Source organism: Corynebacterium jeikeium, assembly GCF_000738175.1.
Classification (GTDB): Bacteria; Actinomycetota; Actinomycetes; order Mycobacteriales; family Mycobacteriaceae; genus Corynebacterium; species Corynebacterium jeikeium_C.
Map to the genome: position 1 here is coordinate 67,202 of NZ_JFCH01000011.1, position 24,142 is coordinate 91,343.

Annotated in this window: 24 protein-coding genes; 11 read left to right on the top strand and 13 right to left on the bottom strand. The window is 63.7% G+C overall.

Annotated features, from left to right (window positions below):
• Positions 1-10 precede the first annotated feature (10 nt).
• Positions 11-1,507 (bottom strand): 2-methylcitrate dehydratase PrpD, encoded by a 1,497-nt coding sequence (gene prpD, locus JQ46_RS01330; RefSeq protein WP_034984828.1) that lies wholly within the window; start codon positions 1,505-1,507, stop codon positions 11-13.
• 123 nt (positions 1,508-1,630) lie between these two features.
• The gene (locus JQ46_RS01335) at positions 1,631-2,695 is read right to left on the bottom strand and encodes a Cj0069 family protein (protein WP_034984831.1); all 1,065 of its coding nucleotides are present in this window, start codon (positions 2,693-2,695) and stop codon (positions 1,631-1,633) included.
• A gap of 151 nt (positions 2,696-2,846) precedes the next feature.
• On the opposite strand from JQ46_RS01335, the gene JQ46_RS01340 reads away from it, so the two are divergent.
• Genes JQ46_RS01340 through JQ46_RS01360 form a run of 5 tightly spaced genes read left to right on the top strand, consistent with a single transcriptional unit; the run spans position 2,847 to position 8,396 of the window.
• A complete protein-coding gene (locus JQ46_RS01340) occupies positions 2,847-3,713 on the top strand; it encodes a sulfurtransferase (protein WP_034984834.1) in 867 nt (288 codons plus the stop codon).
• A gap of 56 nt (positions 3,714-3,769) precedes the next feature.
• Complete coding sequence (locus JQ46_RS01345) at positions 3,770-5,563, top strand: acetyl/propionyl/methylcrotonyl-CoA carboxylase subunit alpha (RefSeq protein WP_034984837.1); 1,794 nt, start codon at positions 3,770-3,772, stop codon at positions 5,561-5,563.
• Positions 5,564-5,585: 22 nt separating this feature from the next.
• Entirely contained in the window at positions 5,586-6,203 is a 618-nt protein-coding gene (locus JQ46_RS01350) for a hypothetical protein (RefSeq protein ID WP_034984840.1), read from the top strand.
• Positions 6,204-7,790: a glycerol kinase GlpK gene (gene glpK, locus JQ46_RS01355; protein ID WP_034984842.1), complete on the top strand. Its 1,587-nt coding sequence runs from the start codon at positions 6,204-6,206 to the stop codon at positions 7,788-7,790.
• 24 nt (positions 7,791-7,814) lie between these two features.
• Positions 7,815-8,396, top strand: coding sequence for a DUF1707 SHOCT-like domain-containing protein (locus JQ46_RS01360; protein ID WP_051876190.1), 582 nt, complete (start codon positions 7,815-7,817; stop codon positions 8,394-8,396).
• Here the strand turns inward: JQ46_RS01360 and JQ46_RS01365 are convergent.
• Positions 8,377-9,609: an amidohydrolase gene (locus JQ46_RS01365; RefSeq protein WP_034984844.1), complete on the bottom strand. Its 1,233-nt coding sequence runs from the start codon at positions 9,607-9,609 to the stop codon at positions 8,377-8,379. The two genes, JQ46_RS01360 and JQ46_RS01365, sit on opposite strands and share 20 nt — an antisense overlap.
• Before the next feature lie 57 nt (positions 9,610-9,666).
• On the opposite strand from JQ46_RS01365, the gene JQ46_RS01370 reads away from it, so the two are divergent.
• Positions 9,667-10,479: a purine-nucleoside phosphorylase gene (locus tag JQ46_RS01370; RefSeq protein WP_034984847.1), complete on the top strand. Its 813-nt coding sequence runs from the start codon at positions 9,667-9,669 to the stop codon at positions 10,477-10,479.
• The gene (locus tag JQ46_RS01375) at positions 10,476-12,011 is read left to right on the top strand and encodes a phospho-sugar mutase (RefSeq protein ID WP_034984849.1); all 1,536 of its coding nucleotides are present in this window, start codon (positions 10,476-10,478) and stop codon (positions 12,009-12,011) included. The genes JQ46_RS01370 and JQ46_RS01375 overlap by 4 nt, the downstream gene beginning before the upstream one ends.
• On the opposite strand, the gene upp is transcribed toward JQ46_RS01375, so the two are convergent.
• A complete protein-coding gene (gene upp / locus JQ46_RS01380; protein WP_034984852.1) occupies positions 11,982-12,620 on the bottom strand; it encodes a uracil phosphoribosyltransferase in 639 nt (212 codons plus the stop codon). The genes JQ46_RS01375 and upp overlap by 30 nt on opposite strands.
• 88 nt (positions 12,621-12,708) lie before the next feature.
• Here upp and JQ46_RS01385 point away from each other — a divergent pair, with 88 nt between their 5' ends.
• From JQ46_RS01385 to JQ46_RS01395, 4 genes are read left to right on the top strand one after another with little or no spacing between them, the layout of a single operon-like run.
• Positions 12,709-13,020 carry a hypothetical protein gene (locus JQ46_RS01385; RefSeq protein ID WP_034984854.1) on the top strand — a complete coding sequence of 104 codons (312 nt, stop codon included), beginning with the start codon at positions 12,709-12,711 and terminating at the stop codon, positions 13,018-13,020.
• 1 nt (position 13,021) lies between these two features.
• Positions 13,022-13,942, top strand: a complete 921-nt coding sequence (locus JQ46_RS01390) for a C40 family peptidase (RefSeq protein WP_034984856.1) — start codon at positions 13,022-13,024, stop codon at positions 13,940-13,942.
• Between the two features lie 33 nt (positions 13,943-13,975).
• On the top strand, positions 13,976-14,146 hold the full coding sequence (locus JQ46_RS11305; protein ID WP_005291698.1) for a hypothetical protein: 171 nt from the start codon (positions 13,976-13,978) through the stop codon (positions 14,144-14,146).
• Positions 14,147-14,186: 40 nt separating this feature from the next.
• Positions 14,187-15,449, top strand: coding sequence for a hypothetical protein (locus JQ46_RS01395; RefSeq protein ID WP_034984858.1), 1,263 nt, complete (start codon positions 14,187-14,189; stop codon positions 15,447-15,449).
• Here the strand turns inward: JQ46_RS01395 and JQ46_RS01400 are convergent.
• The 9 genes from JQ46_RS01400 to JQ46_RS01440 form a co-directional block, all read right to left on the bottom strand.
• The gene (locus tag JQ46_RS01400; protein ID WP_237744664.1) at positions 15,446-16,117 is read right to left on the bottom strand and encodes a hypothetical protein; all 672 of its coding nucleotides are present in this window, start codon (positions 16,115-16,117) and stop codon (positions 15,446-15,448) included. The genes JQ46_RS01395 and JQ46_RS01400 overlap by 4 nt on opposite strands.
• Before the next feature lie 94 nt (positions 16,118-16,211).
• Positions 16,212-17,138, bottom strand: coding sequence for a hypothetical protein (locus JQ46_RS01405; protein ID WP_080719470.1), 927 nt, complete (start codon positions 17,136-17,138; stop codon positions 16,212-16,214).
• 104 nt (positions 17,139-17,242) lie between these two features.
• The gene (locus JQ46_RS01410) at positions 17,243-17,893 is read right to left on the bottom strand and encodes a hypothetical protein (RefSeq protein WP_034984863.1); all 651 of its coding nucleotides are present in this window, start codon (positions 17,891-17,893) and stop codon (positions 17,243-17,245) included.
• A gap of 15 nt (positions 17,894-17,908) precedes the next feature.
• The gene (locus JQ46_RS01415) at positions 17,909-18,769 is read right to left on the bottom strand and encodes a hypothetical protein (RefSeq protein ID WP_034984866.1); all 861 of its coding nucleotides are present in this window, start codon (positions 18,767-18,769) and stop codon (positions 17,909-17,911) included.
• Positions 18,770-18,818: 49 nt separating this feature from the next.
• A complete protein-coding gene (locus JQ46_RS01420; RefSeq protein ID WP_034984867.1) occupies positions 18,819-19,604 on the bottom strand; it encodes an ATP-binding cassette domain-containing protein in 786 nt (261 codons plus the stop codon).
• Positions 19,605-20,600, bottom strand: a complete 996-nt coding sequence (locus tag JQ46_RS01425) for an ABC transporter permease (protein ID WP_034984870.1) — start codon at positions 20,598-20,600, stop codon at positions 19,605-19,607.
• Positions 20,597-21,565: a substrate-binding domain-containing protein gene (locus tag JQ46_RS01430; protein WP_192817220.1), complete on the bottom strand. Its 969-nt coding sequence runs from the start codon at positions 21,563-21,565 to the stop codon at positions 20,597-20,599. Before JQ46_RS01430 ends, JQ46_RS01425 begins: the two co-directional genes overlap by 4 nt.
• Before the next feature lie 120 nt (positions 21,566-21,685).
• Complete coding sequence (locus tag JQ46_RS01435) at positions 21,686-23,005, bottom strand: adenosine deaminase (protein ID WP_034984874.1); 1,320 nt, start codon at positions 23,003-23,005, stop codon at positions 21,686-21,688.
• Positions 23,006-23,052: 47 nt separating this feature from the next.
• Entirely contained in the window at positions 23,053-24,135 is a 1,083-nt protein-coding gene (locus tag JQ46_RS01440; protein ID WP_034984876.1) for a YhjD/YihY/BrkB family envelope integrity protein, read from the bottom strand.
• Between the last annotated feature and the right edge of the window lie 7 nt (positions 24,136-24,142).

Below are 24,142 nucleotides of genomic sequence, written 5' to 3' on the forward strand. Positions count from 1 at the left end.
TCCTTTCGGGTTAGAAGATGCCGCCGGGGATCTGTGGTGCACGGGCCAGCACGTCGTCGCTGACCACGAGGTTCAACTGGCCAAGCTCGCCGGGGGCCAGGTCCGCTGTGGCCTCGGCGACGGCCAGGAATCGATCCTGCTCCGCCTCGTCCACCACGCCCTCGGCCAGGGTGCGGAACTTGTTGATGTAATCGGCGCGGCCGAAGGGGCGGGCGCCCAGCGGGTGGGCGTCGGCTACGGCCAGTTCGTCGACGATCTCGGTGCCGTCGCGCAGGGTGACTACTGCCTTGCAGCCGAAGGCCTTCTCGGCCGGGTCGGTGGAGTGGTAGCGGCGGGTCCACTCCGGATCCTCCACGGTGGAGATCTTGTGCCACAGCTCCACGGTCTCCGGGCGCTGGGCGCGTTCGGGGGCGTAGGAGCGCTCGTGGTGCCACTCGCCGTCTTCGAGGGCGACGGCGAAGATGTACATCACGGAGTGGTCCAGCGTCTCGCGCGAAGCCTTTGGATCGAACTTCTGCGGATCGTTCGAGCCGGTGCCGATCACGTAGTGGGTGTGGTGACTGGTGTGCAGCACGATGCTTTCCACCTGGCTTAGGTCCCCGATCTTGTCCCGCATGCGGCGGGCCAGGTCGATCGGCGCCTGAGACTGGTACTCCGCGGAGTGCTCCTTGGTGTAGGTATCCAGGATCGCCCGCTTCGGCTCCCCCACTTCCGGCAGGGGGACGACGTAGTGGGCGTCCGGGCCGTCCAGCAGCCAGGCGATCACACCGTCCTCGCCCTCCCAGATCGGGGCCGGGGCGCCCTCGCCGCGCATGGCGCGATCCACAGCCTCCACCGCCATCTTCCCGGCGAATGCGGGCGCGTGGGCCTTCCACGAGCTGATGAGCCCCTTGCGGGACTGGCGCGTAGCCGTGGTGGTGTGCAGCGCCTGGCCGACAGCCTGGTAGATCACCTGCGGGTCCAAGCGCAGCAGCGTGCCGATGCCCGCGGCCGCGGACGGCCCCAAGTGTGCGACGTGGTCGATCTTGTGCTTGTGCAGGGAGATGCCCTTGACCAGGTCCACCTGGATCTCGTAGCCGGTGGCGATGCCGCGGATCAGGTCGCGCCCGCCCAGCCCGCGCGCCTGCGCTACGGCCAGGATCGGCGGGATGTTGTCACCTGGGTGGGAGTACTCTGCAGCCAGGAAAGTATCGTGAAAATCCAGCTCGCGCACCGCTACGCCGTTGGCCCAGGCGGCCCATTCGGGGGAGACGGTGGCGTCAGTACCAAAAACGGCGCTGGGTCCGGTGTGGCACAGCGCCTGGGTGCGCGCCGAAGTGACGGGGCGGCGCACAAGGGAGGCAGCAGCGACGGCCGCGTTGTCGATAATTCGGTTGACCACCATGTCCGCGGTGTCTTGCGGCACCTCGACCGGGTCGGCGGCGACCTGCGCGACCTTCCATGCGAGGTGTTCTTTCTGCGGAAAGTCGTCGGCAGAGGGGTGGACGCGAACGTCGTGGTTAATCATCGCGGGGGTTAGATCCTTTCGGAGATTGAGACTGTGGTGCGCCTCACTCTAACGCCCCGCGACGAGTTATGTGGTTAAACAAATATTTTTTGACGCCAAAACGTCAGTGTTGCGCTGACGCGCTTAAGCGTGCTTTTCCTCCACGCGCTTGATCGCCTCTTCGGCAACCAGCTGCTGGATACCCATGTCCAGCTCGGAGGTGAAGCCCACGCAAGAGCAGTTGATCTCGCCCAGGACGTAGGTGTCCTCGCCGGTCTCGTCGTCATCGGCCAGCATGAAGTCGGCGGTCCAGATCAGTGGGATGTTGTCGCCACCCAGCTTCTCGGCGATGACCGGGCGAGCCTCGGCGAACATGTCCACCAGCTCCTGCCACTCCTCCGGCTTCTGGTAGGTGTACTTCGCGCCAGAGAACAGGGTTGCGGAGAACGCGTCGCCGCCCTCGGCCGGCTTCTTGTGAACCACGAACACCGGGTGTGGGCCGACCAGCAGAATACGGATCTCGCCCTCGACGATGCGCGGCAGGAAGCGCATGTCCACCAGCATGCCGTTGTCGCCAACAATGTACTGGTCACAGAAGTCCATGAACTCGCCCAGCTCGCGAACCTCAGTGTGGTTGTCAACTGCCTCGGTGCACTTCAACTTCGTATCCAGGGGAAGAGCCGTGCCCGGCTCGACGGACTCGGCCAGCTGCTTGTCTTCCAGCTGCACGCGCCAGATGCCGGAGCCGGTGGAGCCGCGGTTCTGCTTCAGCACGCGCTCGCCGTAGGACAGGGAGGTGGGGAAAGTCTTGTGGAAGGAGTCGACGTCGTAGTAGGCGGCGGTGTCGTCCGGCACCAGGTCGGTGTCGTTCAGCTTCACCAGCGCATCCTTTGCGCCGTAGGCCATCATCTCTGCCGGGGTGGACATGCCCACCAGGCCGGCCTCCTCGGTCAGCTTGGTCAGCATGTCGAAGTAGCCCTTTTCGCCGCCGGGGATGTGACCCGGGTTGACGCGGGAGATGTAAGCGTCGTACTTAGCGGCAACCTCTTCGTAAATCTCGCTGGCCTTCTCCGGGTCGAAGTAGACAACCTCGGCACCCCAGCCCTTCTCGCGGATGGCCTCGACGATGGGCATAGTGTCGCGGCGGTGGCCGTCCTCACCCTTGTCGTTTCCGCCCTGAACCTCAAAGACAACAATGTTCTTGTGCACGGTTTCCCCTAGCTCTGGAAGTAAAAATGCAGTGCGTGTGGCCACGTTTAGCCAACACCTTTAATTCTATGACCCGCCAGCCCGGGCGGCAGTGTAAGAAAGGCTGGCAAGAAGGCGCTAGACTCTCAATCGATCGAAAGGCAGGTGTTTCATGGGAATCGAATTCGACCCTAGCCCACAACTCAAGCAGTACGCGCACCCAAACAAGCTGGTCACGAACGCTTGGCTCGGCGCAAAGCTGGGGACTCCCGGCCTCAAGGTCGTCGAGGTGGATGCCGATTCGCTTTTATACGATATTGGTCACATTCCCACCGCCGTGCGCCTGAAATGGTACGAAGACCTCTCGGATCCGGTGTGGCGTGACCTTATCGGGCCAAAGGAATTCGAGGAACTCATGGGCCGCCTGGACATCTCCCGGGAAGACACGGTGGTGTTCTACGGCGACCACGCCAACCTGTGGGCCGTGTACGCGCTGTGGGTCTTCGAGCTTTTCGGCCACCCGGATGTGCGGATCCTGGACGGCGGGCGAGACGCCTGGATGCAAGAGGAACGCGAGATTTCCTATGCCGTCGATGAGGTTTCGCCGCGCCCCGTCTACTCAGTTCCCTCCCACCGAAACGACCACACCCACCGCATCTTCGTCGACGAGCTGCGCACGAAGTTCGACGGCACCCAGGTGATCGACCTGCGCAACGCCGAGGAGTACACCGGCGAGGTAACCCTGCCCGGCTACCCGATCCGCCGCAACGGGCACGTGCCGGGAGCCAAGAACCTGCGCGCCGACTCCTCGCTGCTGGCCAACTCGCGCTTCCGCCCCGCCGAGGCCATCGAGGCCATCCATGCCGAACTGGAGCTAGACCCCCACCGCGAGACCGTTGTTTATTGCAACAACGGCGCCCGGGCCGCACTCGAGTGGTTCGTGCTGCGCTTCCTCCTGGGGTGGGAAAACGTGCGGGTTTACGATGGCTCGTGGATCGAATGGGGAAACATGATGCGCGTGCCCATCGAACGTGCCTAACAGGGGCGTGTAGCCTCATTAACTAACACCTAACTAATAACCCGAAAGGATTGCCCGTGACTTCCAGCTCCGCCGCTGACTTGACGAAGGTACTGATCGCCAACCGTGGCGAGATCGCAGTGCGCGTCATCCGGGCTGCGCGCGACGAGGGCATCACTACCGTTGCCGTGTACGCCGATCCGGATGCAGAGGCACCCTTCGTGCGCATGGCTGATGAAGCACTGGCTCTCGGCGGCCAGACCTCGGCTGAGACCTACCTGGACATCGAGAAGATCATCGGTGCCGCGCGTAAGTCCGGCGCCGATGCGATCCACCCTGGATACGGATTCCTGTCGGAGAACGCGGACTTCGCCCAGGCCGTCGTGGATGCGGGTCTGAACTGGATCGGCCCACCACCAGAGGCTATTCGCAAGCTCGGCGATAAGGTCACTGCCCGAAACATCGCTCTTAGTGTTGACGCCCCTATGACTCCGGGCACTAAGGAACCAGTCGCGGATGCCGCAGAGGTCACCGCCTTTGCGGAGCGCCACGGACTTCCGATCGCCATTAAGGCCGCCTTCGGCGGCGGTGGGCGTGGCATGAAGGTCGCCTACACGATGGACGAGATCCCGGATCTCTTTGAATCCGCAACCCGCGAGGCCATCACCGCCTTCGGCCGCGGCGAGTGCTTCGTGGAGCGCTACCTGGACCGCGCCCGCCACGTCGAGGCGCAGGTCGTGGCCGATAAGCACGGCAACGTTGTGGTCGCCTCCACCCGCGATTGCTCCGCCCAGCGGCGCTTCCAGAAGCTCATCGAGGAGGCCCCCGCGCCGTTCTTGAGCGAAGAGCAGAACGAGCGCATCTACTCCTCCGCCAAGGCCATCTGCCGCGAGGCCGGCTACTACGGCGCGGGCACGGTGGAGTACCTGGTGGGCTCCGACGGGCTGATCAGCTTCCTGGAGGTCAACACCCGCCTGCAGGTGGAGCACCCCGTCACCGAGCAGGTCACCGGCTGGGACCTGGTGCGCGAGCAGTTCCGCATCGCTCGCGGCGAGGAGCTATCTCGCACCGAGGATCCGGAAATTGTCGGCCACTCCATCGAGTTCCGCATCAACGGCGAGGACCCGACGAACAACTTCATGCCGGCCCCGGGCCGCATCCAGACCTACCGCGAGCCCGCCGGCCCCGGCGTGCGCATGGACTCCGGCATCGAAACCGGCGCGGTGGTCGGCGGACAGTTCGACTCCATGCTGGCCAAGCTCATCGTCACCGGCACCAACCGCACCGAGGCGATCCAACGTTCCCTCCGGGCGCTGGAAGAGTACGAGGTCGAGGGCATCCCGACCGTGATCCCCTTCCACCAGGCCGCACTGACCGACCCGGCCTTCGTCGCCGAGGACGGCAACTACCGCGTGTACACCCGGTGGATCGAAGAGGAATGGGACAACCAGCTGCCCGCTTACGAGGAGCCGCTCGCGCCCGCCGCCGAGGGCGAGCTGCCGAAGGAGAAGCTGGTCGTGGAGGTCGACGGGCGCCGCGTGGAGGTGCTGGTACCGGGCGAGATCCTGGCGGGTCGTGGCTCGGTGAGCCGCGCTAAGAAGCGCCGCGCGAATGCCGCGGACATCGCCATCACTGGCGACACGGTGGCCGCCCCGATGCAGGGCACCGTGATCAAGGTGGAGGTTGCGGAAGGCGACGAAGTGGCCGAGGGCGACGTTCTGCTGGTCCTTGAGGCAATGAAGATGGAGAACGCCGTCAAGGCGCACAAGTCCGGCGTAGTGCAGTCCTTGAGCGTCGGAGGTGGCGATGGCGTCACAAAGAATCAGGCACTTATGGAGCTGAAGGACGACAGCTCTACTGATAACGAATAGACGAGACAGGAAACTCACCCTCATGACTGAAACCACCACCGAGCAGGCCAACAGCTTCGAAAGGAAGACGCCGAAGGGCATGATCTTCCTCGGCCTTGGGCTGCTGATCGTCGCCGTGATCACCGCTATCGTTTCGCTGGTGGGTGTGAAGGACTTCGGCAAGAGCTACGACGTTAAAGCCGGCAAGGAGTACTACCTACTGGCCGATGAGGACGCTCTGACCGCGAAGGAATGCGCCCTAGTCGACAGCGAGGGCAAGCAGCTCGTCGACCGCATCGAGGCCGCGGATCTGAAGTTCAGCCAGGATGACCTGGAGATCTCCGACGTCTCCCTGCCGCTGACGAAGAACAAGGGCGTGTACACCTCCATCAAGTTCACCGAAGACATCGAGGGCGCCGAGTACACCTGCGACCAGGGCAACATCTACATCTCCAAATACTCCTCTGGCACCCTGCAGGCACTGCGGTGGGTGACGATGCTGTGCGGCGCTGCGGGCGTAGCCATCCTGATTCTGGCGGCGTTTGCGAACCAGCGTAAGCGGGTCGCTGATGATGCTGACGACACAGCGGATGCCGACGCTGAGGATACCGAGGACACAGCGGATGCCGACGCTGAGGATACAAAGGACGCAGAAGACTGAGTGGTAGAAAACCTTACGAACCAGCTGACCGGGACCTTGGCTAAGTGGAAAAGCTCCAAGAGGGGCTACGTATTGGCGCTTGACCAGGGGACCACGTCTACCCGCTGCATCATTTTTGACGCACACGGCAAGATCATCAGCTCCAGCCACATGGAGCACCAGCAGATCTTCCCCCGCCCCGGCTGGGTGGAGCACGACCCGGAGGAGATCCGGCGCAACACCCGGCGCGTGATGGCGGACGCGGCGGCTTCCCACGACATTCCGATAGAAGAGTTCGCCGCGGTGGGTATCACCAACCAGCGCGAAACCACCGTCGTGTGGGACCGCGCCACCGGCAAACCCATCTACAACGCCATCGTGTGGCAGGACACGCGCACCGACAAGATCGTGAGCTCCTTGAGCGAAGAGCAAAAGGCCATGATCTTCGAGCGCACCGGCCTGAACGCCTCTACCTACTTCGCCGGGCCGAAGATCCAGTGGATCCTGGACAACGTCGACGGCGCCCGCGAGAAGGCAGGGCGCGGAGAGCTGGCCTTCGGCACCATCGACTCGTGGCTGATCTGGGAACTCACCCGCCGCTCACTCAAGAAGTCCAAGGCGGGCCGCAGCGACCATGCCCGGCACGTCACGGACGTCACCAATGCCTCGCGCACCATGCTGATGGATCTGCGGACGCAGAAGTGGGATCCGGAGCTGTGCGAGCTGTTCGGCGTGCCGGAATCTATGCTGCCGGAGATCGTCAGCTCCTCCGAGGTCGTCGGGAAGGTCCGCCGCAGTGGGCCGGTGCAGGGCGTGCCGATCGCGGGCATCCTGGGCGACCAGCAGGCCGCCGCCTTCGGCCAGGTGTGCTTCAACCAGGGCGAGGCGAAGAACACCTACGGCACTGGCAACTTCCTGCTGATGAATACCGGCACCGAGCCGCAGTGGTCCGAGCACGGGCTGATCACTACCGTCGCCTACCGGCTGGGCAACCAGCCCGCCGTGTACGCACTGGAGGGATCCATCGCCGTCACCGGCTCCCTGGTGCAGTGGTTGCGCGACAACCTGGGGTTCTTCGATACCGCGGACGACATCGAGCCGCTGGCCCGCAGCGTGGACGATAACGGCGGCTGCTACATCGTGCCGGCCTTCAGCGGACTGCTGGCGCCGCACTGGCGCCCCGAGGCTCGCGGCATCATCGCGGGGCTGACCCGCTACGTGACGAAGGCGCATATCGCCCGTGCCGCGCTGGAGGCCACGGCCTTCCAGACTCGCGAGGTGGTCGAGGCCATGAACGCGGACTCGCAGGTGGATCTGAAGAATCTGCGCGTCGACGGTGGCATGGTGGTCAATTCGCTGCTGATGCAGTTCCAGGCCGACCAGCTGGAGGTTCCGGTGACGGTGCCGGAGGTTTCGGAGACCACCGCCCTCGGAGCGGCCTACGCCGCCGGGCTGGCCGTGGGCTTCTACCGGGACCTCGACGAGCTGGTTTCCCTCTGGCAGGAGGAAAAGACCTACTTCCCCGAGGGGGATCCCGAGGAGCGCAAGATCGCCTACGACAAGTGGAAGCGCGCCGTGGAGCGGACGTTCAACTGGACCGAGGATTAGGCTCCGGGTGCTACCTTTAGAGGTATGAACGAACCGTCCCGCCGTGAAATCCGCATCTCCGATGTCGACCGTAGCGACGCTATCAGCGCGCTCGGTGAGCACTTCGCCGACGGTCGGCTCACCATGTCCGAATACGAGGAGCGCGTGCAGCAGGCCACCACGTCCCGCTCCGAGCGCGAGCTCGCGCAGTTATTCACCGACCTTCCACCGTTGGAGGCTTCGCGCGAGCTGGTTCCCTACTACTCCGCCCACGAGGTCGATCGCCAATACCGTAGCGGCCGGAACGTGCGCCTGGGCTTGTTGCTCAGCACCGTGATCGGCAGCAGCGCCCTTGCCATGCTCCTCAATGGCGTGTGGGCGAACTCCCCCATCCTTTTGCTAATGATCCCACTGGTCTTCGTGCTGCTCTACATCATGAAGGTCGGCCCTAGGGCCTGGTACGAGCCCAGCCCGGCACAGTTGGAGCGCCAGCGCTTCCGGGAACTGAAGATGCAGCAGCGCGCCCAGCAGGCGCAGTGGAAGTTCGAGCGCAAGCAGCGCACCCACCAGCTGACCAGCAGCGCGATGAAGTTCGCGCAGAAGCGCCTTAACGGAACTGGTCAATAACCCCGGCGAACAGGCGGATGCCGATGCCGAGGGCGCGCTCGTCGAACACGATGTCCGGCTGGTGCAGGTCGGGGCGCTCCCCCTTGCCGGTCCACGCGCCCAGGCGCGCCATGGAGCCCGGGACGTGCTCCAGGTACCAGCTGAAGTCCTCGCCGCCGGTGGATTGCGGGGCCTCCTTCAGCGCGTTCGGATCCACGTCCTTGACGGCCTGCGCGAGCGCGGCGGTGGAAACATCGTCGTTCATCACCGGCGGCACGCCCTTGGTGTAGCGCAGCTCGAGCTCGGCTCCGGTAGGTGCCACCAGGTGCTCTAGGAGTTCTCGCAGGGTTTCTTCGCCACGACGCCACACTCCAACCTCCGCGGTGCGGAACGTACCGAGCAGGCGGACCTCCTGCGGAATTGCGTTGAAGGTGGAGCCGCCGTTGATTGCGCCGAAGGTCAGCACCGTGCCGGTGCGTGGGTCCACGGTGCGGGACAGCAGGCCCGGCAGCTGCGAGGCGATGAGGCCTGCGGTGTACACCAGATCCGCCGCCAGGTGCGGACGGGAGGTGTGGCCGCCATGGCCGCGCAGGATGATCTCCACCACGTCGCTGGCGGAGGTGATCGCACCGGTGCGCACGCCGATCTCGCCGGTGCGCAGCTTCGGCTCGCAGTGGACGGCAAAGATGCGGGACACGCCATGAAGCGCTCCGGCTTCGATGACGTCCACCGCGCCGCCGTCCATGACTTCTTCGGCGGGCTGGAAGATAAAGCGAACCTGAACTCCCAGGGCATCCTCCCCGTGGGCGTCAACAAAATCGGCAAGGGCGACGGCCAGCCCCAGCACGATTGTGGTGTGGATGTCGTGACCGCAGGCGTGCATAACCCCCGGCACCTCGGAGGCGTAGTCGAGGCCTGTGACCTCTTGCAACGGCAGCGCGTCGATGTCACCGCGGAAGGCGATACGGGGCGCGCCGACAGGGCCGATGTCGGCGATCAGGCCCGTGGAAGGCAGGGCCACGGGCTGCAGCCCAGCGCGCTCGAGTTCGGCGGCGAGGAAGCGGGTGGTCTCCGTCTCCATGTGCGACAGCTCGGGGTTGCGGTGCAGGTGACGCCGCCAGTCGATGACCCGCTGTGCGTTGTCCCGCGTCCAGTTCTGCACGAACTGGGCGACGGAATGGGTGCTGCTTTCCTGCGCGCGTTCCTGTGTGCCGTCTTGCACTTGAATACTCACGTCCCTCTCACTTTTACTGACCTGTCTAGTCTAGCGCCTGCGGTATTCTTGGTTGGCATGACTGCTTCCCCAAATCCCTATGAACTGGCCGCAGAGGCTGCGGCGGCGCTGAAGGAGCGCACCGGCCTCGATTCCTATGACTGTGCCGTGGTGCTCGGCTCTGGGTGGCGCCCCGCCGCCGACGTGCTGTGCGAAGGCGCGGAAGACCTGCAGGAGTTCCCGATGTCGGAGCTGCCGGGCTTCCTTGCTCCCACCGCGCAGGGGCACGGCGGCACTGTGCGCAGCGCCCGCATCGGCAGCCGCAACGTGCTGGTGCTGTTGGGCCGCACCCACGCCTACGAGGGCCACGAGCTGTGGCGCACTGCCCATGCGGTCCGCACCGCCGCGGCCGCGGGCGTGCAGACGATCGTGCTGACCAACGCCGCGGGCGGCCTGACCGAGGGCATGACCGTCGGCGAGCCGGTGCTGATCGCCGATCACATTAACTTCACCGCCAAGACACCCCTGACGGGCGCGAACTTCGTGAACCTGGTGGATGCCTACAACCCCGAACTGCGCGCCAAGGTGCAAAAGCTACGCCCCGGCATGCGCGAGGCCGTGTACGCAATGATGCCTGGGCCGCAGTACGAAACCCCGGCGGAGATCCACATGCTGCGCACCCTGGGCGCAGGCCTGGTGGGCATGTCCACGGTCTACGAGACGATCGCCGCGCGTGAGGCGGACGTGGACGTGCTGGGGATCTCGCTGGTCACGAACCTGGCCGCAGGGGTTACCGGCGAGGCCCTGAACCACGAGGAGGTCCTGCAGGCGGGCAAGGAAGCTGCCAACGACATGGGCAAGCTGCTCGGCGAGCTGGTGAACAACCTATGAGCCAGTTGAAGTTCGGCACCGCCGGCCTACGCGCCAAAATCGGCCCCGGGCCAGACGAGATGAACGTCGGCACCGTCACCCGCGCCACGGCTGGTGTGGCTGCGTGGCTCAAGGAACGGAAGCGCCCCTTGCGCGCCGACGGGGTTTTTCGTGCGGCTGTGGGCTATGACGCCCGCTACGCCTCCCACGCCCTAGCCCGTGCGACGGCGGAAACCTTCGCCGGCGCAGGCTTCGACGTGACCCTCATCGCGGAACCCTCCCCCACCCCGGTGTTGGCGTGGCTGGTGCGCTCACGGCGCATGGACGTGGGCGTGCAGATCACCGCCTCGCACAATCCGGCGCAGGACAACGGCTACAAGCTGTACCTGGACGGCGGCTCTCAGCTGGTCTCCCCCGCCGACCGGCAGATCGAGGAGCACATTGCCGCCCAGCCAACTGACGCGGCGAAGATCCCCCGCTCCGAGGCGAAGTCTGTAGACCTGTCCGTGGTCTCCGGCTACGTCACCGAGCTGAGCACCCTGGTGGCCACCGGCCGCCAGGCGGAGCTGGCGCCGCGGCGGAAACTGAAGATCCTCTACACCCCCATGCACGGCGTGGGAGGCAATGCCCTGGAGTGGGCCTTGCGCGAAAACGGCTTCGGCAACGTGCACGCGGTGGCCTCGCAGCGCTGGCCGGACCCGACCTTCCCGACAGTGGACTTCCCCAACCCTGAGGAGCCGGGTGCCACCGACGCGCTGCTGGAAGAAGCCCGCGCCATCGATGCGGACCTGCTGATCGCCCTGGATCCGGATGCGGACCGCTGCATGCTGGGGCTTAAGCGCGCGGACGGCGATTATCACATGCTGCGCGGCGACGAGGCCGGCCCCTTGCTGGCGCGCCGGGTGTTGGCGGGCGTAGGGGCGTCCACAAAGAACAAGCATGTAGTAGCGACAACGGTGGTCAGCTCGCAGCTGCTGGGGCGCATGGCGCGCGCCGAGGGCTGGGACTACGTGGAGACGCTGACTGGGTTTAAGAACCTGGCGCGTGCTGCCCAAGGGCGGCCCGGCGAGCTGGCCTTTGCCTACGAGGAGGCGATCGGCACCGCACCCGCGCCGCACATCGTGGCGGATAAGGATGGCATTGCGACGGCGTTGATCGCGGCGGCGTGGGCGGCCGAGACGGATCTGGTCGCCGAGCTGGATGACATCGAGGCCACCTATGGCGTGTTCAGGACCGCGCAGGTCAGCGCCCGTTTCGACAGTGCGGAGCAAGCACAAGAGCTGATCGCGCGCTGGGCGGATAACCCTCCGGCGGAGCTCGCGGGTGCGGCCATGCAGGCCGGGCCGATCGAGGATTCCGCGGGCAACCGCACCGACGGCGTGCGTCTGGTGGGCACTGCCGGGGATATGGGACTGCGCGTGATCGCCCGCGCGTCCGGCACCGAGCCGAAGGCGAAGTTCTACCTGGAGGTCAGCGCGGAGCCAGGGGCGGATGGGCAGGCCGTGGAGGCGCTGCTGGAGCGCCTAAAGGTCGATGTTTCGGGGGCCGTATAGGCGGTCGCCGGCATCGCCTAGGCCGGGGACGATGTACGCCTCCTCGTTCAGGCTGGGGTCGATCGTGGCGGTGAAGAGCCTGCGCACGCTCACATTGGCCTCCACTAGCGCATCCACGCCCGGCTGGGCGGAGACCATGCACACACAGGTGATGTCGTTGGCGCCGCGATCCTCCAGCAGGCGGATGGCGTGCAGCAGCGAGCCGCCGGTGGCCAGCATCGGGTCTACCAGGAACACCGGCTGGTCGCTGAGGTCGTCCGGCAATGCTTCCAGGTAGGGCACCGGCTCGTGGGTGGTTTCGTCGCGGGCCATGCCGATGAATCCGACCTGCGCGTCGGGAATCATGGACAGCGCCGGGTCGATCATGCCCAGGCCTGCACGGATGACGGGCACGATGATCGGGGGCTTTTCCAGCCGCGTGCCCGTGGTGGTGGCGACGGGGGTTTCGAGCTCGAAGTGCTCTACCACCAGGTCCGCCGAGGCCTCGTAGATCAGCATGGCCCCCAGGTCGGACAAAGCAGCGCGGAACTGTGCGTTGTCGCTGTTCTTGTCGCGCATGATGCTGAGCCGGGAGGCGACGAGCGGATGATTAACCACCTGAATTTCCATGGTTCCCCACTCTAGTTGATCCGCAATTGAACTTTTTGCGCCGAGGCGGAGTCTAAAGAAGCTGCAGAGTGTTTTTGGGGAGGGTTTCATGCTTTCAGGGGATGCGTTAACGGCCGATTCGGAACTGGTGGGGCGGCTAAAGGGACGCACGCAGGATGTGAGTACGGCGCTGCAGGGAAAGGTCGCACCGCTGCACGGCGCCGTGGGTATGGTGGCGCCGTCGGCGCTCAAGGATTTTCTACGGGTGCTGTCGACGGCGCGGGACGCCCACGATGGGTTGCTGCGGGATGCGGAAAGTTACTTTAATGACGCCACGTTTGCCCTGGGGAGCGTTCAGCGCGGACTAGACGGGCACGAGGGCGAATATTCCCACGCCTTCAGCGGGTTGAGGGAGGTCTGAAGTGCTGGACATAGCGAGCCTCGTGGCCCCACTGGCCGCGGCGATCCCCTCGCCCTTTAGTCCGGGCCTCAGCGCCAGCGTCTCTGGGGTAAGGGGCCTGCAGGATCTGGGGAATCTGGCGGCCTCTGCCCTGCAGGGACGGGCGGGCGATAACGTCCACGGTTCCCTGGACTCGGTTGCCAAGGTCGTTTCCCAGGCCTTAGGTGCAGGCGACGCACTGGACAAGCTGGCGGGGCAGGCAGCCCAGGCCGTAGAGCGGGCAATCGGGGATTTGAGCGTCATCTTCGACGACTGCGTGCGGGAAGTCGGCCAGGCGGTGGCCACCAGCGGCTTGGCAGGCCCTCTGGGCTGGGCTAATGGCCTCGGCGCGGCGATGCCGGTGGTCGTGCGACACGTCGGGCGGGCGGAAGGTCGCGTGCACACTCTGGAGGAGGAGCTGCGCGGGCTGACCTTGGACGTGCAGCAGGTGGAGAAGGAGCAGATTCCTGAGCGGCTGCCTGCCAGGAATCCGGATACGGCAGAGGTTGCGGCGCCGGCGTCACCGGATAACAACAGCGCGCCGGGCGCACCAACGGACCAGGCACAAAAGGCCGTAGCCGCAGCGAAGACGGCCCTGGGAACTCCGTATCAGTGGGGCGGGACGGTGCCGGGCAAGGGGCTGGACTGCAGTGGTCTGGTGCAGTGGGCCTACCAGCAGGCCGGGGTGGATCTGCCGCGCACGGCGAGCGCGCAGGCGGTCGGACCGCAGATCCCGCGCGCGGAATTGCAGGCGGGGGATCTGGCGGTGTGGGACGGGCACGTGGCGATGATCGTCGACGGCGGGAACATGATTGAGGCCGGTGATCCGGTGCAGATCAACCCCATCAGGCAAGACAATATCGGAATGCCCTTCAAGGGTTTCTACCGGCCGACGGCGGCCTAAGTAAACAGGCAAAGGACTTAGAGGAGAAAAAACATGCCACTCATCAACGGACGATCCCACGGCAGCGGGTTGGCTCGCATCGTGAGCACTCCTCCACCTCGGGAGTATCTGGCTGCGCAGTTCCTGGGCGAAATGCCGGAAACCGTGCCCGCGGTACTGACGGCGGAGCTGCGCAACCGGCGGGCCGACCAGACGCAGGACTAAACACCGACGTAACCAGACCGACCTAGTAGAATGCCTAGCCATGGCAGCAGATAATGGCTTGAGGACATTCGGCAACGGCATCGTCGCCGTGGAGTTAGAGATCACCAGCGGCACCTGGTACACCCTGTGGGCCCCGAACTGGCTGGTCAAGGGTGAGCGCTGGCAGGGCTTCCTGGGCGATGACGACGATCTTTTCGTCTTCGACTCCCCCGCCAAGCTCCTGGCTTTCCTCGAGGACGGCGGCCGCAACGAACTGGCCGAGCACCCCAAGTGGGCGCAGTTCAAGTCCGACTTGGTCACCAATGTGGTGCCCACCCGCACCGGCAAGATCAGCCTGGTCGAGGTGCCTCGCAAGCTGGCTCAGCGCCCGGGCTATGAATCCACCTCCGCGGTCGCCCGCGGTTTCGATCTGCTGCGCTCCATGGGCAATGTCCTGGGGCTGAAGAGCGTGAACAACTGGTTCCACTCCTACTCCATCCTGGATAACGTGCGCCGCGGGCCGGACCACTACCAGTCGCAGAACGGCCTGGAAGAGTGGTCGGGGGTTGGCCGCACCGTGCTGGATCGGTGGAAGGGCATGCTCGATGACGTCGAAGTGTACCTGACCGAGCCTGAGGTCGACGAAGCGAAGGTGGAGGACGCGCAGAAGCGCATCGACGAGGCTCAGGAGGCCCGCGAGAAGCGCCAGGAGGAAAAGGAAGCCGAGGCGGCGGCTGCGGCCACGGCCACCGAGGGCAAGGACGTCGACCCTTATGACAAGACCATCTGGGCCGACGCCGGCATCGATCCGATCCGTATCAGCCTGAACGGCCAGTACGTCTACACTCTGCGCTGCTACGTCGGCGACAAGCCGCGCTTCCTCGGCCGCCACGGGGAGATCAACACCTTCCCGAACTCTCGTGCCCTCGTGCGCTGGATTATTGACGCCCACGATCACGACCTCGAAGAGCTGGATACTTGGGGCGACCTAGTCAGCGCCGCCAACGCCGGCGAGCTGGAGGTCACGGTGCACGACTCGAACCAGTACTCCTTCGCTGGCCTGCACGACGACATTTCGGAATCCCTCGACGCCGTGGATACCGACCAGCTGGGTCGCGCCTACGAGCTGCTGGCGGACGCCGCGGACTGGGCGGGCGACGACGGCGTGAACAAGATCCTGCTGAGCTACCCGAAGCTGCAGAACTACCTGGCTTACATGCTGGGTTCCCCGTCGGACGCACAGCCATCCGCCCCCTTCGACGAGGAGGCAAAGGGCTGGAAGGCACTGGAGGAAGGCCTGGTTAAGCGCTTTACGCGCTTTTAGAAATTAGATGGCTGGCCCGGCCAGCCCCAGGGCATCTTCGCCTGGCTGTTGTATTTGAAAAGCGCAAATACACCAAGAGAGACGGCCGCCAACGAAAGGGCGATTGCAAAATAAACGCCGATTTCTGCACTCCCTCGGAACACCTCCTCGAAAACCAGGCCTTCTTCCCGCAGTCGAGCGCCCTCTTCCCTCTCCATGGCCTTCAATGCTCGCTGGATCTTCATGATCGACCAGATCGCCCAGCCTAGAACCACCAGACCCGCGCCAATAAACATGGAAAAGGCCACACGCGGCTTCACCGCCTGCCACAACATGACGGCACCCACAATCAGGAGCGACAGGGCTGTGACATTGGCTGGTACGCCGACTCCGGCACTGCTGAACTTCGAATCAACAACGTCAGCACCCTCCGGAGCACCTGTGACGACAACCCTGCCCCAGCCGTTCACATTCAGCCTCATAATTCCTTCATCGTAGTTAAACCTCAGCTCCGTCCATCCGAGAAAGCTCGCAGTGAATATAAGCAGGGCTAAAGCTGTAGCACCGCCGGAGACGAGCAGCATCCATGTGCCGGGGCGGGAGCCATACGACGGGTTTGGTTGCGGACGGTAGCTGTATCCAAACTGAGGGTTTCCACCCATCGCGCCGTAGGGATTGGGGTTATTCATGGATCAATCACTTCCGGTCATTCAAGGGCAGCTACTAACAAAAGAGCTCGTCTGGGCTTACCATGACGAGCTCTCTTGCGATGTAGAAAGGTTCTTACTGCCCCGGCTGGTTAAACGGGTTCTGGTTGCCCGGCTGGCCAGGCTGATTCTGCGGTCCTGGCTGCCCGAACTGGTTTGGCTGGTTCTGTGGCTGACCAAATTGCGGCTGCTGGTTCGGCTGGTTCTGTGGCTGGCCGAACTGGCCCTGCGGGTTACCCGGCTGGCCGAACTGGTTCGGCTGGTTGTTCCCCGGAACGTTCAGCTGCTGGCCGAACTTCACGATCGCCAGCACGCCGAGCGCGATGATCGCCAAGGCGATGATGATTGCCAGGAAGACCGCGAACTTCGGACCACCGTTTAGGGAAATATCAGAGGCAAACCCGTAATCACTGTTGGTGGACTGAACTGCGTCCAGCTCGTCCTTTGCTTCCTTGTAGGGGCCGTTGAAATCAACGATTGTCCAGATGGCCCAGATCAGATGCACTGCACCACCGGCGATGCCGAGGTAGACGGCCACGCGCGGCTGGATCTTCAGCCACAGCATGACGGCCGCGGCGATCAGCAGGCCCAAGGTCAAAAGCATGAAGAGCACGCCCAGGCCGGTGCTACCGAAATCCTCGGCGAAATCCTTCTTGTCGGCGTTGTCACTCACCGAGAGCATGCCCCAGCCGTTTACTCCAGCGGTGTACTTATCTTCACCAATTTTAGTCGTTAAGCCAACCCACTTGAAGAAGCTGAAGAACAGCACCAGCAGCGCTGCGATGCCTGCTACGCCTGCGGCCAGCTGGTTCCACGCGAAGGACTGTAGCCCCTGCTTCCCTGGCTGACCCGGCTGGTTCGGCTGGCGAGGCTGGCCAAACTGGTTTGGTTGGTTCTGCTGACCGAACTGGTTCTGCGGCTGCGGCTGGTTCGGCTGCTGCGAGTACGGATTCTGGCCACCTGGGTTCGATCCCGGCTGGCCATAAGGGTTCTGGTTGCTCATGGCGAATGCTCTCAATCTTTTCTGCGAATTCTTCTGCGAATAATTCCTGTGTAGGATCCGCCTAATTATTACAGCTTGTTATTGATTCAGCGACCGGAATGGCATTATCGATCAACTACGAAGAATTGGTCGAACTTTACGTTACTGGCCACCTCGCCGTGTTCGTAGACCTTTAGGTCTCTTTGGTTGATCTCGATGCGCGTTCCACCCCCGACCGGCACACTATAGCTGCCACGGCTCGGGTCTGCGTAGGACATGTCCACGTCCTTCTCGATCGAATGGCCACCGACATAGCTTCGGTAGTAATAGTCGCCGTGCTCCCCGACCTTGCACACCACGACATAATCGCCGTCGCCATAGGCTGCGTACAGCCACTGGTCGTCGGCGTTGCAGTGCGCGGGGCTGCCCTCCCAGCCGTAGCTGCTCAACCTATATTCTGGGCTGGAAGATCCATTGCCTCGCGGCTCCTCCGGGGTTGGCTCTTCCTCCGGGGTATCCGAGGTTGGCTCCGCTTCGCTGGTCTTGGTTTTTTGGCGCTTGGACGCCACCGTCTCCGCCGCTACCGGCGATTCCTCACCGTCACTGCCGTCCTTCCCCATAACTGCCGTGGCCGTCAGCACACCGGCGACCAGCAGCGCCACCACGGAGATTGCGACGATGGAATACACCCAGGGAGAGGTCTTATTCTGTGGCGGCTGCGGAACCTGCTGCGCAGGATAGTTGGGGTTCCAGTTACTCCAGTTGTTATTACTCATGCGGTGTTCCGACCCCTAGCGGTCGAGAATATTCATGTTCAGCAGCTTCGGCCCGTCATTGCCCACGCCGAAGAACAGTATGCCCTTCAGTATTCCGTTGTTGTCCTCCACGGAGACGAGGTAGAAGTCCTCGTAGCGGTCAACGCTCTCCTCGGTCAGGACAAACCGGGCGAAATCGTTGCTCTTCGTGACTTCTCTGGGCTGGGGAGCGAGGGCGTCAAACTCCTTATTCATGCCCTCGTATCCGCCATCGTCCAGGTCGAAGTAATCCGAGGCATCGGACATGAATTCCTTGCCAACGTGATCGTCCATCCACATCTGGGTCTCGCCCTTCTTGCGCAGATCCAGAAACTCCTGGGAAAGGTTCTTCACATCTCGCGCATCGCTGAAGAACCAGCTCACACCCTTGTAAGCCCCGAACAGAACCAGGACTGCGAGGAGGGGAACAACAGCTGCCACGGTCAGCGCCACCTTCGAGGAGCGGGCGAACTCGCGCTTCAGTTTGGACGGCTGCTTAGGTTGCTGCGGTTGCTGTGGTTGTTGCGGCTGTCCGGGCTGCTGGAACTGCTGGGAAATGGGCTGTGCCTGCGATTGCTGCTGTTGTGGCTGCTGCCCCTGCGCCGGCACCTGTAGCTCGCTTAAGTCACGCAGCGCGGCAATGTCGATCTCGGGGGCGCTCGGATCATCCAGGCGGGCATCGTACATGCCGCGCTTCGTCGGATCCGCAATCACCTGACGCGCTACCTGCAGCTCGTCCTCCCCGCCCGGGTTGGAAGTGTTGCCCGTGCTCAGACGCTTATCGATGTCCTCAGCGATGCCCTGAGTACTTGTGCTCCGGTCAATCCCAAGCGACTCGTACAGGTTGTAATGCGCCACGGCTTAGGTCAACTCCCATCCTTAGAACGTCGTTATACAGGCATTTAGCTTAACTTAAATCCCGCAGCTCGTGGTTGAGAGAATCCAATTCGCCCCCGCCGGCCATCTCCAGCGTCAGCTGCTCCAGAGTGACCTCGGAATAATCCGCATCCAGAGTCTGCTCGCCCATGTTCAGCAGCACAAAGTGACTGCCTACCAGATAGGCATGGTGGGGGTTATGGGTAATCAGTACCACGCCTACCCCACCTTCGGCGGCGGACTTGATGAAGCGCAGCACCATGCCGGATTGTTTGACGCCCAACGCTGCGGTTGGCTCGTCCAGAATGATCACTCGCGCGCCGAAGTACACAGCCCGCGCAATGGCCACGACCTGCCTCTGGCCACCGGAAAGGTTGGCGATGGGCACCTCGACATCGTCCAGGTGCACTCCCATCTTCTCCAACTCTTCGGCCGCGATGCGGCGCATCTCATCGGCACGCAACAAGCCGAAGCGCCCGGTGAGCTCTTGACCCAAGAAGAAATTGCGCCACACGGACATCTGCCCGACCACGGCCAAATCCTGGTAGACGGTGGCGATGCCCTTATCCAGGGCATCCTTCGGGCCGTTGAAATTGACCTCCTCGCCGTCGACCAAAACCTCGCCACTGGTGTGCTTGTGGCGGCCGGCGAGGATCTTGATGAGGGTGGACTTGCCCGCGCCGTTGTCACCCAGAATGCAGGTCACCTTGCCGGGGTAGATATCCAGGTTAATGTCCTTCAGCACGTGGACATCACCATAGTCCTTGTCCACATTCCGGAGGCTGATAATCGGGGTGGCGTCATTAGAAGAAGACATTTAGCTGCGACCTCCCGAAGTGAACCTGGAGACAGAGTTGTTGGTGAGCACCGCAAACAGCAGCATTGCCCCCAGGAAGAACTTGAACCAATCCGGGTTCCAACCTGCGTAGACGATGCCCTGATTCGTCATGCCGAAGATCAGCGCGCCGATGGCCGTACCGATGGCGGTGCCGCGCCCACCCGTGAGGGCACAGCCGCCAATGACCGCGGCGATGATGTAGAGGAACTCGTTGCCCACACCCTGGCCGGCCTGGATCGAATCGAAGGCGAAGAGGTTGTGCATGCCCACGAACCAGGCGGCGAAGCCGACGAACATAAACAGGATCACCTTCACTCGGCGGACGGGCACGCCGGTGGCACGGGCGGCTTCGGCATCGCCGCCGACGGCGAAGATCCAGTTGCCGAAGCGCGTCTTGAACAGCAGCACGCTGGCCAGGGCCACAAAGAGGAGCCACCAGAAGACGATGGTCTTGACCTCCACACCGAAGATGTTGATCGAGGAGGCGAAGACGGCCTTGGCGGATTCGAAACCCTCCATGTCGGCGATCGACGGGGTGGCGACCTGGCCGGTGACCAGCTTCGTGACGGCCAGGTTGATGCCCTGCAGCATCAGGAACGCGGCCAGGGTGATCAGGAACGACGGGATGCCCGTGCGCATCACCATCATTCCGTTGAAGGCGCCGATGGCCAGGGCGATCAGCAGGGAGAGGAATACGCCCACCCAGGAGTTCAGCCAGAAGTTGTAGTTCAGCATCGTGGCGGCCAGGGCGGCGGTGGTGACGGCCACGCCGGAGGACAGGTCGAACTCGTCGCCGATCATCAGCAGGCCAACGGCTAAGGAAATAATGCCCATCGTAGAGCTGGCGTACAGCACAGTGGAGAACGCATCGAGGGAGCGGAACGACGGCGCGACGATCATGAACAGCGCGAAGATCAGAACCGCGCCGAGCACCGAGGTGAACTCGGGGCGCTTGAGCATACTCATCGCTTTCATCGCAGTCCTTCCTTGGCCGCGTCCGCGATGGTGCCCACATTGGACTTATCCACGAATGACGGTCCGGTGAGGACCGGCTGGCCGCCACCCACGGTGGAGCCATTGCGCTTGGCCAGCCAGAGCGCGTCGATGGCCATGTAACCCTGCAGGTAAGGCTGCTGGTCCACGGCCCACTCAATGGTGCCCTTCTTGATAGCGGCGACGAGCTCCGCGTTGGTGTCGAAGGTAGAGATCTTCGCCTTGGAGCCGGCCTGCTCCTTGGCCTGGACAGCGGTCAGCGCGACGGGCGCGACCAGTCCCATGACCCAATCAATATCCCTCTGCTGCGCCAGCTTGGCCTGCACGGTGGACTGCACGCTGGTCAGATCCATGCCGTTGACGTAGAGGTTTTCCACGGAACCCCCACCGAGACCCTTCTTGATGCCCGCGCAGCGGGACTCCTGGCTGGGATTGCCCTGCTCGTGGATCACGCACAGCACCTTTTTGGCGCCGTCCTTGGCCAGGCGCTCGCCGGCACGCTCGCCGGCGACGGATTCGTCCTGGCCGAAGAAGGCGCTGACGTCGTACTTCTTGTAGTGCTCCATGCCGGAGTTCAGGCCGACCACGGGAATGTCCGCCTTCGCCGCTCGCTTCGCCACCGGCCCCAGGGCCTCCGGGGTGGGCATGGTCAGCGCCAGGCCGTCGACGTTGGAATCGATGGCATTCTGCACCAGGTTCGCCTGGTCAGGTGCCTGCGGGGACGAACTGTAGCGGAGCTCCAGGTTGTTCTTCTTGGCGGCATCCTCCGCGCCCGCGCGGACGAGATCCCAGAAGGTATCGCCCGGCGCGCCGTGGCTCACCATCGCCACGGTGTAGCGCGGGGTATCCACTCCCCCGCCGCCGTCGCCGGACGCGCCACCGCGTGGCCGACCGCCGGTCTCCGAACACGCGGCAAGTGCCGCGCCAGTGCACATAACCACCAGCATCGCCACCACACGGCGGAGGTTGAACTTGTTTCCCCAAGAATTCGCCATGCAGAGCATTTTGCCAGTTCACAGGGGCAAAGCCCAACCCTAAGCGGGCAAACTTAAAGCATTCAGATGCGTCTAGCTGGAGGTTTGGCCGTCCGCTTCCCCGTCGCTTGCGTCATCGTCCAGGCTGAGGCCCAGCTCCTCCAGCTCGGCCTTGAGGTTCTCCATGGAAAGCTCAATATCCTGCTGGCCCGCGCCCGCTGCAGCACCAGCGCCGTGCGGCTGGCCGTGGCCGTGCAGGCGCTGCATGCCGTTGGAAAACTCGGTGCCCTCCGCGTCGCCTGCGTCCAGAGCCTCGTCCGGCAGGCTGTTGCCGACCTCGGCGTAGGCCGGGTAGATCACGTTACGCTCGAGGTCCTCGCGCAGCCCCTCGTCGCAGTACGCCACCTGCAGTGCGTTGCTCGTAAGCTCCAGCAGCTGCCACAGCTCCAGGTCGCAGTGCTCGGCCAGCAGCTCGAACTCGCGGGACATCGTGGTGCCGGAAACCAGGCGGTTATCCGTGTTCACGGTGCAGAAGAAGCCCATCTCGTACAGCAGCCCAAACGGGTGTTCCGCCACATCGTCGCAGATACCCGTCTGCGTATTAGAGGTCGGGCAGATCTCCAGGGCAATGCGCTGGTCGCGCATGAAGCGGGCGACAGGACCCAGCTCAATGCCGCTCATGGTGGCATTAAAGTCCTCGTACACGCGCACGCCGTGGCCGATACGTCGGGCGCCCTGCGCTAGGGCGTCACGAAGAGAGTCCACACCGGCGGCCTCACCAGCGTGAATGGTGAAGGGAACGAGGTTCTTACGCAGCAGGTCGAACGCAGCGGCATGCTTCGACGGAGGGAAGCCATCCTCGGCGCCGGCGATGTCAAAGCCCACCACGTAACCTTCGCCCGGGGTGTGCTCGCCATAGTTGTCCACCGTGAGCTGAGCGATCTCCTCGGAGCGGTCCGCGTGGCGCATGGCGCACAGGATCAGGCGCACGTGGATGCGACCGCCGCGCTCGGCGACCAGGCGCTCGCCCTCCTTCACCCCCTGCACCGTGGCCTCGACGACCTGTTGCAGGGAAAGACCATCGGCCTGGTGCTGCTCGGGGGCATAGCGCAGCTCGGCGTAGCAGACGTTGTCGGCGGCCAGGTCCTCGACGGCCTCGCGGGTGATGCGCACCAGCCCCTCGGCGGTCTGCATGACGGCGGTGGTGTGGTCGAAGGTGGTGAGGTAGGTCGGCAGGTCACCGGAGTTCGCCGCCTCGTAGAACCACTTCTCCAGCTCCGCCGGGTCGGTGGTGGGCAACTCGTAACCGATCTTCTCGGCGAGCTCGACCAGGGTGGCGGGGCGCACGCCGCCGTCCAGGTGGTCGTGGAGCTCTACTTTGGGAAGGGACGCGATGATGTCAGAGTCAATCATGTCTAAAGATCCTAGCTGCATCCGCGTCCCACGCTCGCAGCTGGCCGCTAGCGCTTGAAGATCTTGGTGACCAATCCGCCGACGACCACGCCCGCGGCTGCGCCGACGCCGAGCAGGCCGGCGCGGTTGGTATCGGTGCTACCTGCACGCACCTCCTGGCGCACGCGAATGACGGCGGCCGGCGGCGCATCCGGGCGCAAGTTAGCCAGGGATTCCGGCGTGGTCGCAGCCCACGCGGAGCAGTACAGCAGGATGCGCCAGATGAAGTACATCAGCACCATCACACCGATCACCGGGCCGAAGGCGGCGCCGGCGGGGTTGGACAGCGCATTGGAGAAGAACACGGTAGCGAACTGCTTGAAAACCTCGAACAGGATCGCGCCGATGATAGCGGCCTTCACTGCGGACTTGCGGGGCACCTTAGTACGCGGCAGGTAGAGGATCATCCAGAAGAACACGCAGAAGTTGGCGATTAGTGCCACCAGCAGAGCCACCGCGAAGGTGATGTAGCGAATGCCTGGCACGTGGGCCAGCCCAACTGCATCCAGTAGCTGGGTGGTCAGTCCGGAGTTACCGATGGTGGTGACGGCAAAGGCGACAATCAGGGAGACCAACAGGCCGACCAGGCCGATCAGGTCCTTGATCTTGCCAGATACGAATCCGGCAGGCTTGCCGTCGACCTTCCACATTTCAGAAACGCCCAGCCGCAGGTGGGCCATCCAGCCCAGTCCGGTCCACAGGGCCAGCAGTAGACCGATGGAGAAAACGGACTTCCTCTGTTCGATGGACTGCTCGATGATGGTCTGCAGCACCTCGCCCATGTTGCCGTCGCCCATGTTGGCAACCTTGTCCATGACGTCGTTCAGCAACCTCTCGTTGCCCGCCAGGATCATGGCCATAACGGCCAAGGTCAGCATCATCAGCGGGAAGATCGTCATCACCGAGAAGTAGGTGATGCCGGCGGCAAACTGGTTGCCGCCCTGCTCGGTGTAGCGATCCTGCATCCGTAGCACGTGGTCCAGCCATGGCCACTTGTCACGGTACTTATCCAGCGGGCCTGGATCGTCCTTGCGGGATCGCTCCACGCCGTAGTTATCCAGCTTGTTTTTATCAGGATCAGTGGTCGCCAAGGGGACG

Coding starts and splice junctions, on each gene's coding strand:
- JQ46_RS01395 (WP_034984858.1), top strand. CDS start 14,187: ATGGCAGCAGATAATGGCTTGAGGACATTCGGCAACGGCATCGTCGCC.
- JQ46_RS01385 (WP_034984854.1), top strand. CDS start 12,709: ATGCTTTCAGGGGATGCGTTAACGGCCGATTCGGAACTGGTGGGGCGG.
- JQ46_RS01375 (WP_034984849.1), top strand. CDS start 10,476: ATGAGCCAGTTGAAGTTCGGCACCGCCGGCCTACGCGCCAAAATCGGC.
- JQ46_RS01430 (WP_192817220.1), bottom strand. CDS start 21,565: ATGCTGGTGGTTATGTGCACTGGCGCGGCACTTGCCGCGTGTTCGGAG.
- JQ46_RS01425 (WP_034984870.1), bottom strand. CDS start 20,600: ATGAAAGCGATGAGTATGCTCAAGCGCCCCGAGTTCACCTCGGTGCTC.
- JQ46_RS11305 (WP_005291698.1), top strand. CDS start 13,976: ATGCCACTCATCAACGGACGATCCCACGGCAGCGGGTTGGCTCGCATC.
- JQ46_RS01350 (WP_034984840.1), top strand. CDS start 5,586: ATGACTGAAACCACCACCGAGCAGGCCAACAGCTTCGAAAGGAAGACG.
- JQ46_RS01340 (WP_034984834.1), top strand. CDS start 2,847: ATGGGAATCGAATTCGACCCTAGCCCACAACTCAAGCAGTACGCGCAC.
- JQ46_RS01370 (WP_034984847.1), top strand. CDS start 9,667: ATGACTGCTTCCCCAAATCCCTATGAACTGGCCGCAGAGGCTGCGGCG.
- JQ46_RS01410 (WP_034984863.1), bottom strand. CDS start 17,893: ATGAGTAATAACAACTGGAGTAACTGGAACCCCAACTATCCTGCGCAG.
- JQ46_RS01405 (WP_080719470.1), bottom strand. CDS start 17,138: ATGAGCAACCAGAACCCTTATGGCCAGCCGGGATCGAACCCAGGTGGC.
- JQ46_RS01360 (WP_051876190.1), top strand. CDS start 7,815: ATGAACGAACCGTCCCGCCGTGAAATCCGCATCTCCGATGTCGACCGT.
- JQ46_RS01420 (WP_034984867.1), bottom strand. CDS start 19,604: ATGTCTTCTTCTAATGACGCCACCCCGATTATCAGCCTCCGGAATGTG.
- JQ46_RS01435 (WP_034984874.1), bottom strand. CDS start 23,005: ATGATTGACTCTGACATCATCGCGTCCCTTCCCAAAGTAGAGCTCCAC.
- upp (WP_034984852.1), bottom strand. CDS start 12,620: ATGGAAATTCAGGTGGTTAATCATCCGCTCGTCGCCTCCCGGCTCAGC.
- prpD (WP_034984828.1), bottom strand. CDS start 1,507: ATGATTAACCACGACGTTCGCGTCCACCCCTCTGCCGACGACTTTCCG.
- JQ46_RS01400 (WP_237744664.1), bottom strand. CDS start 16,117: ATGAATAACCCCAATCCCTACGGCGCGATGGGTGGAAACCCTCAGTTT.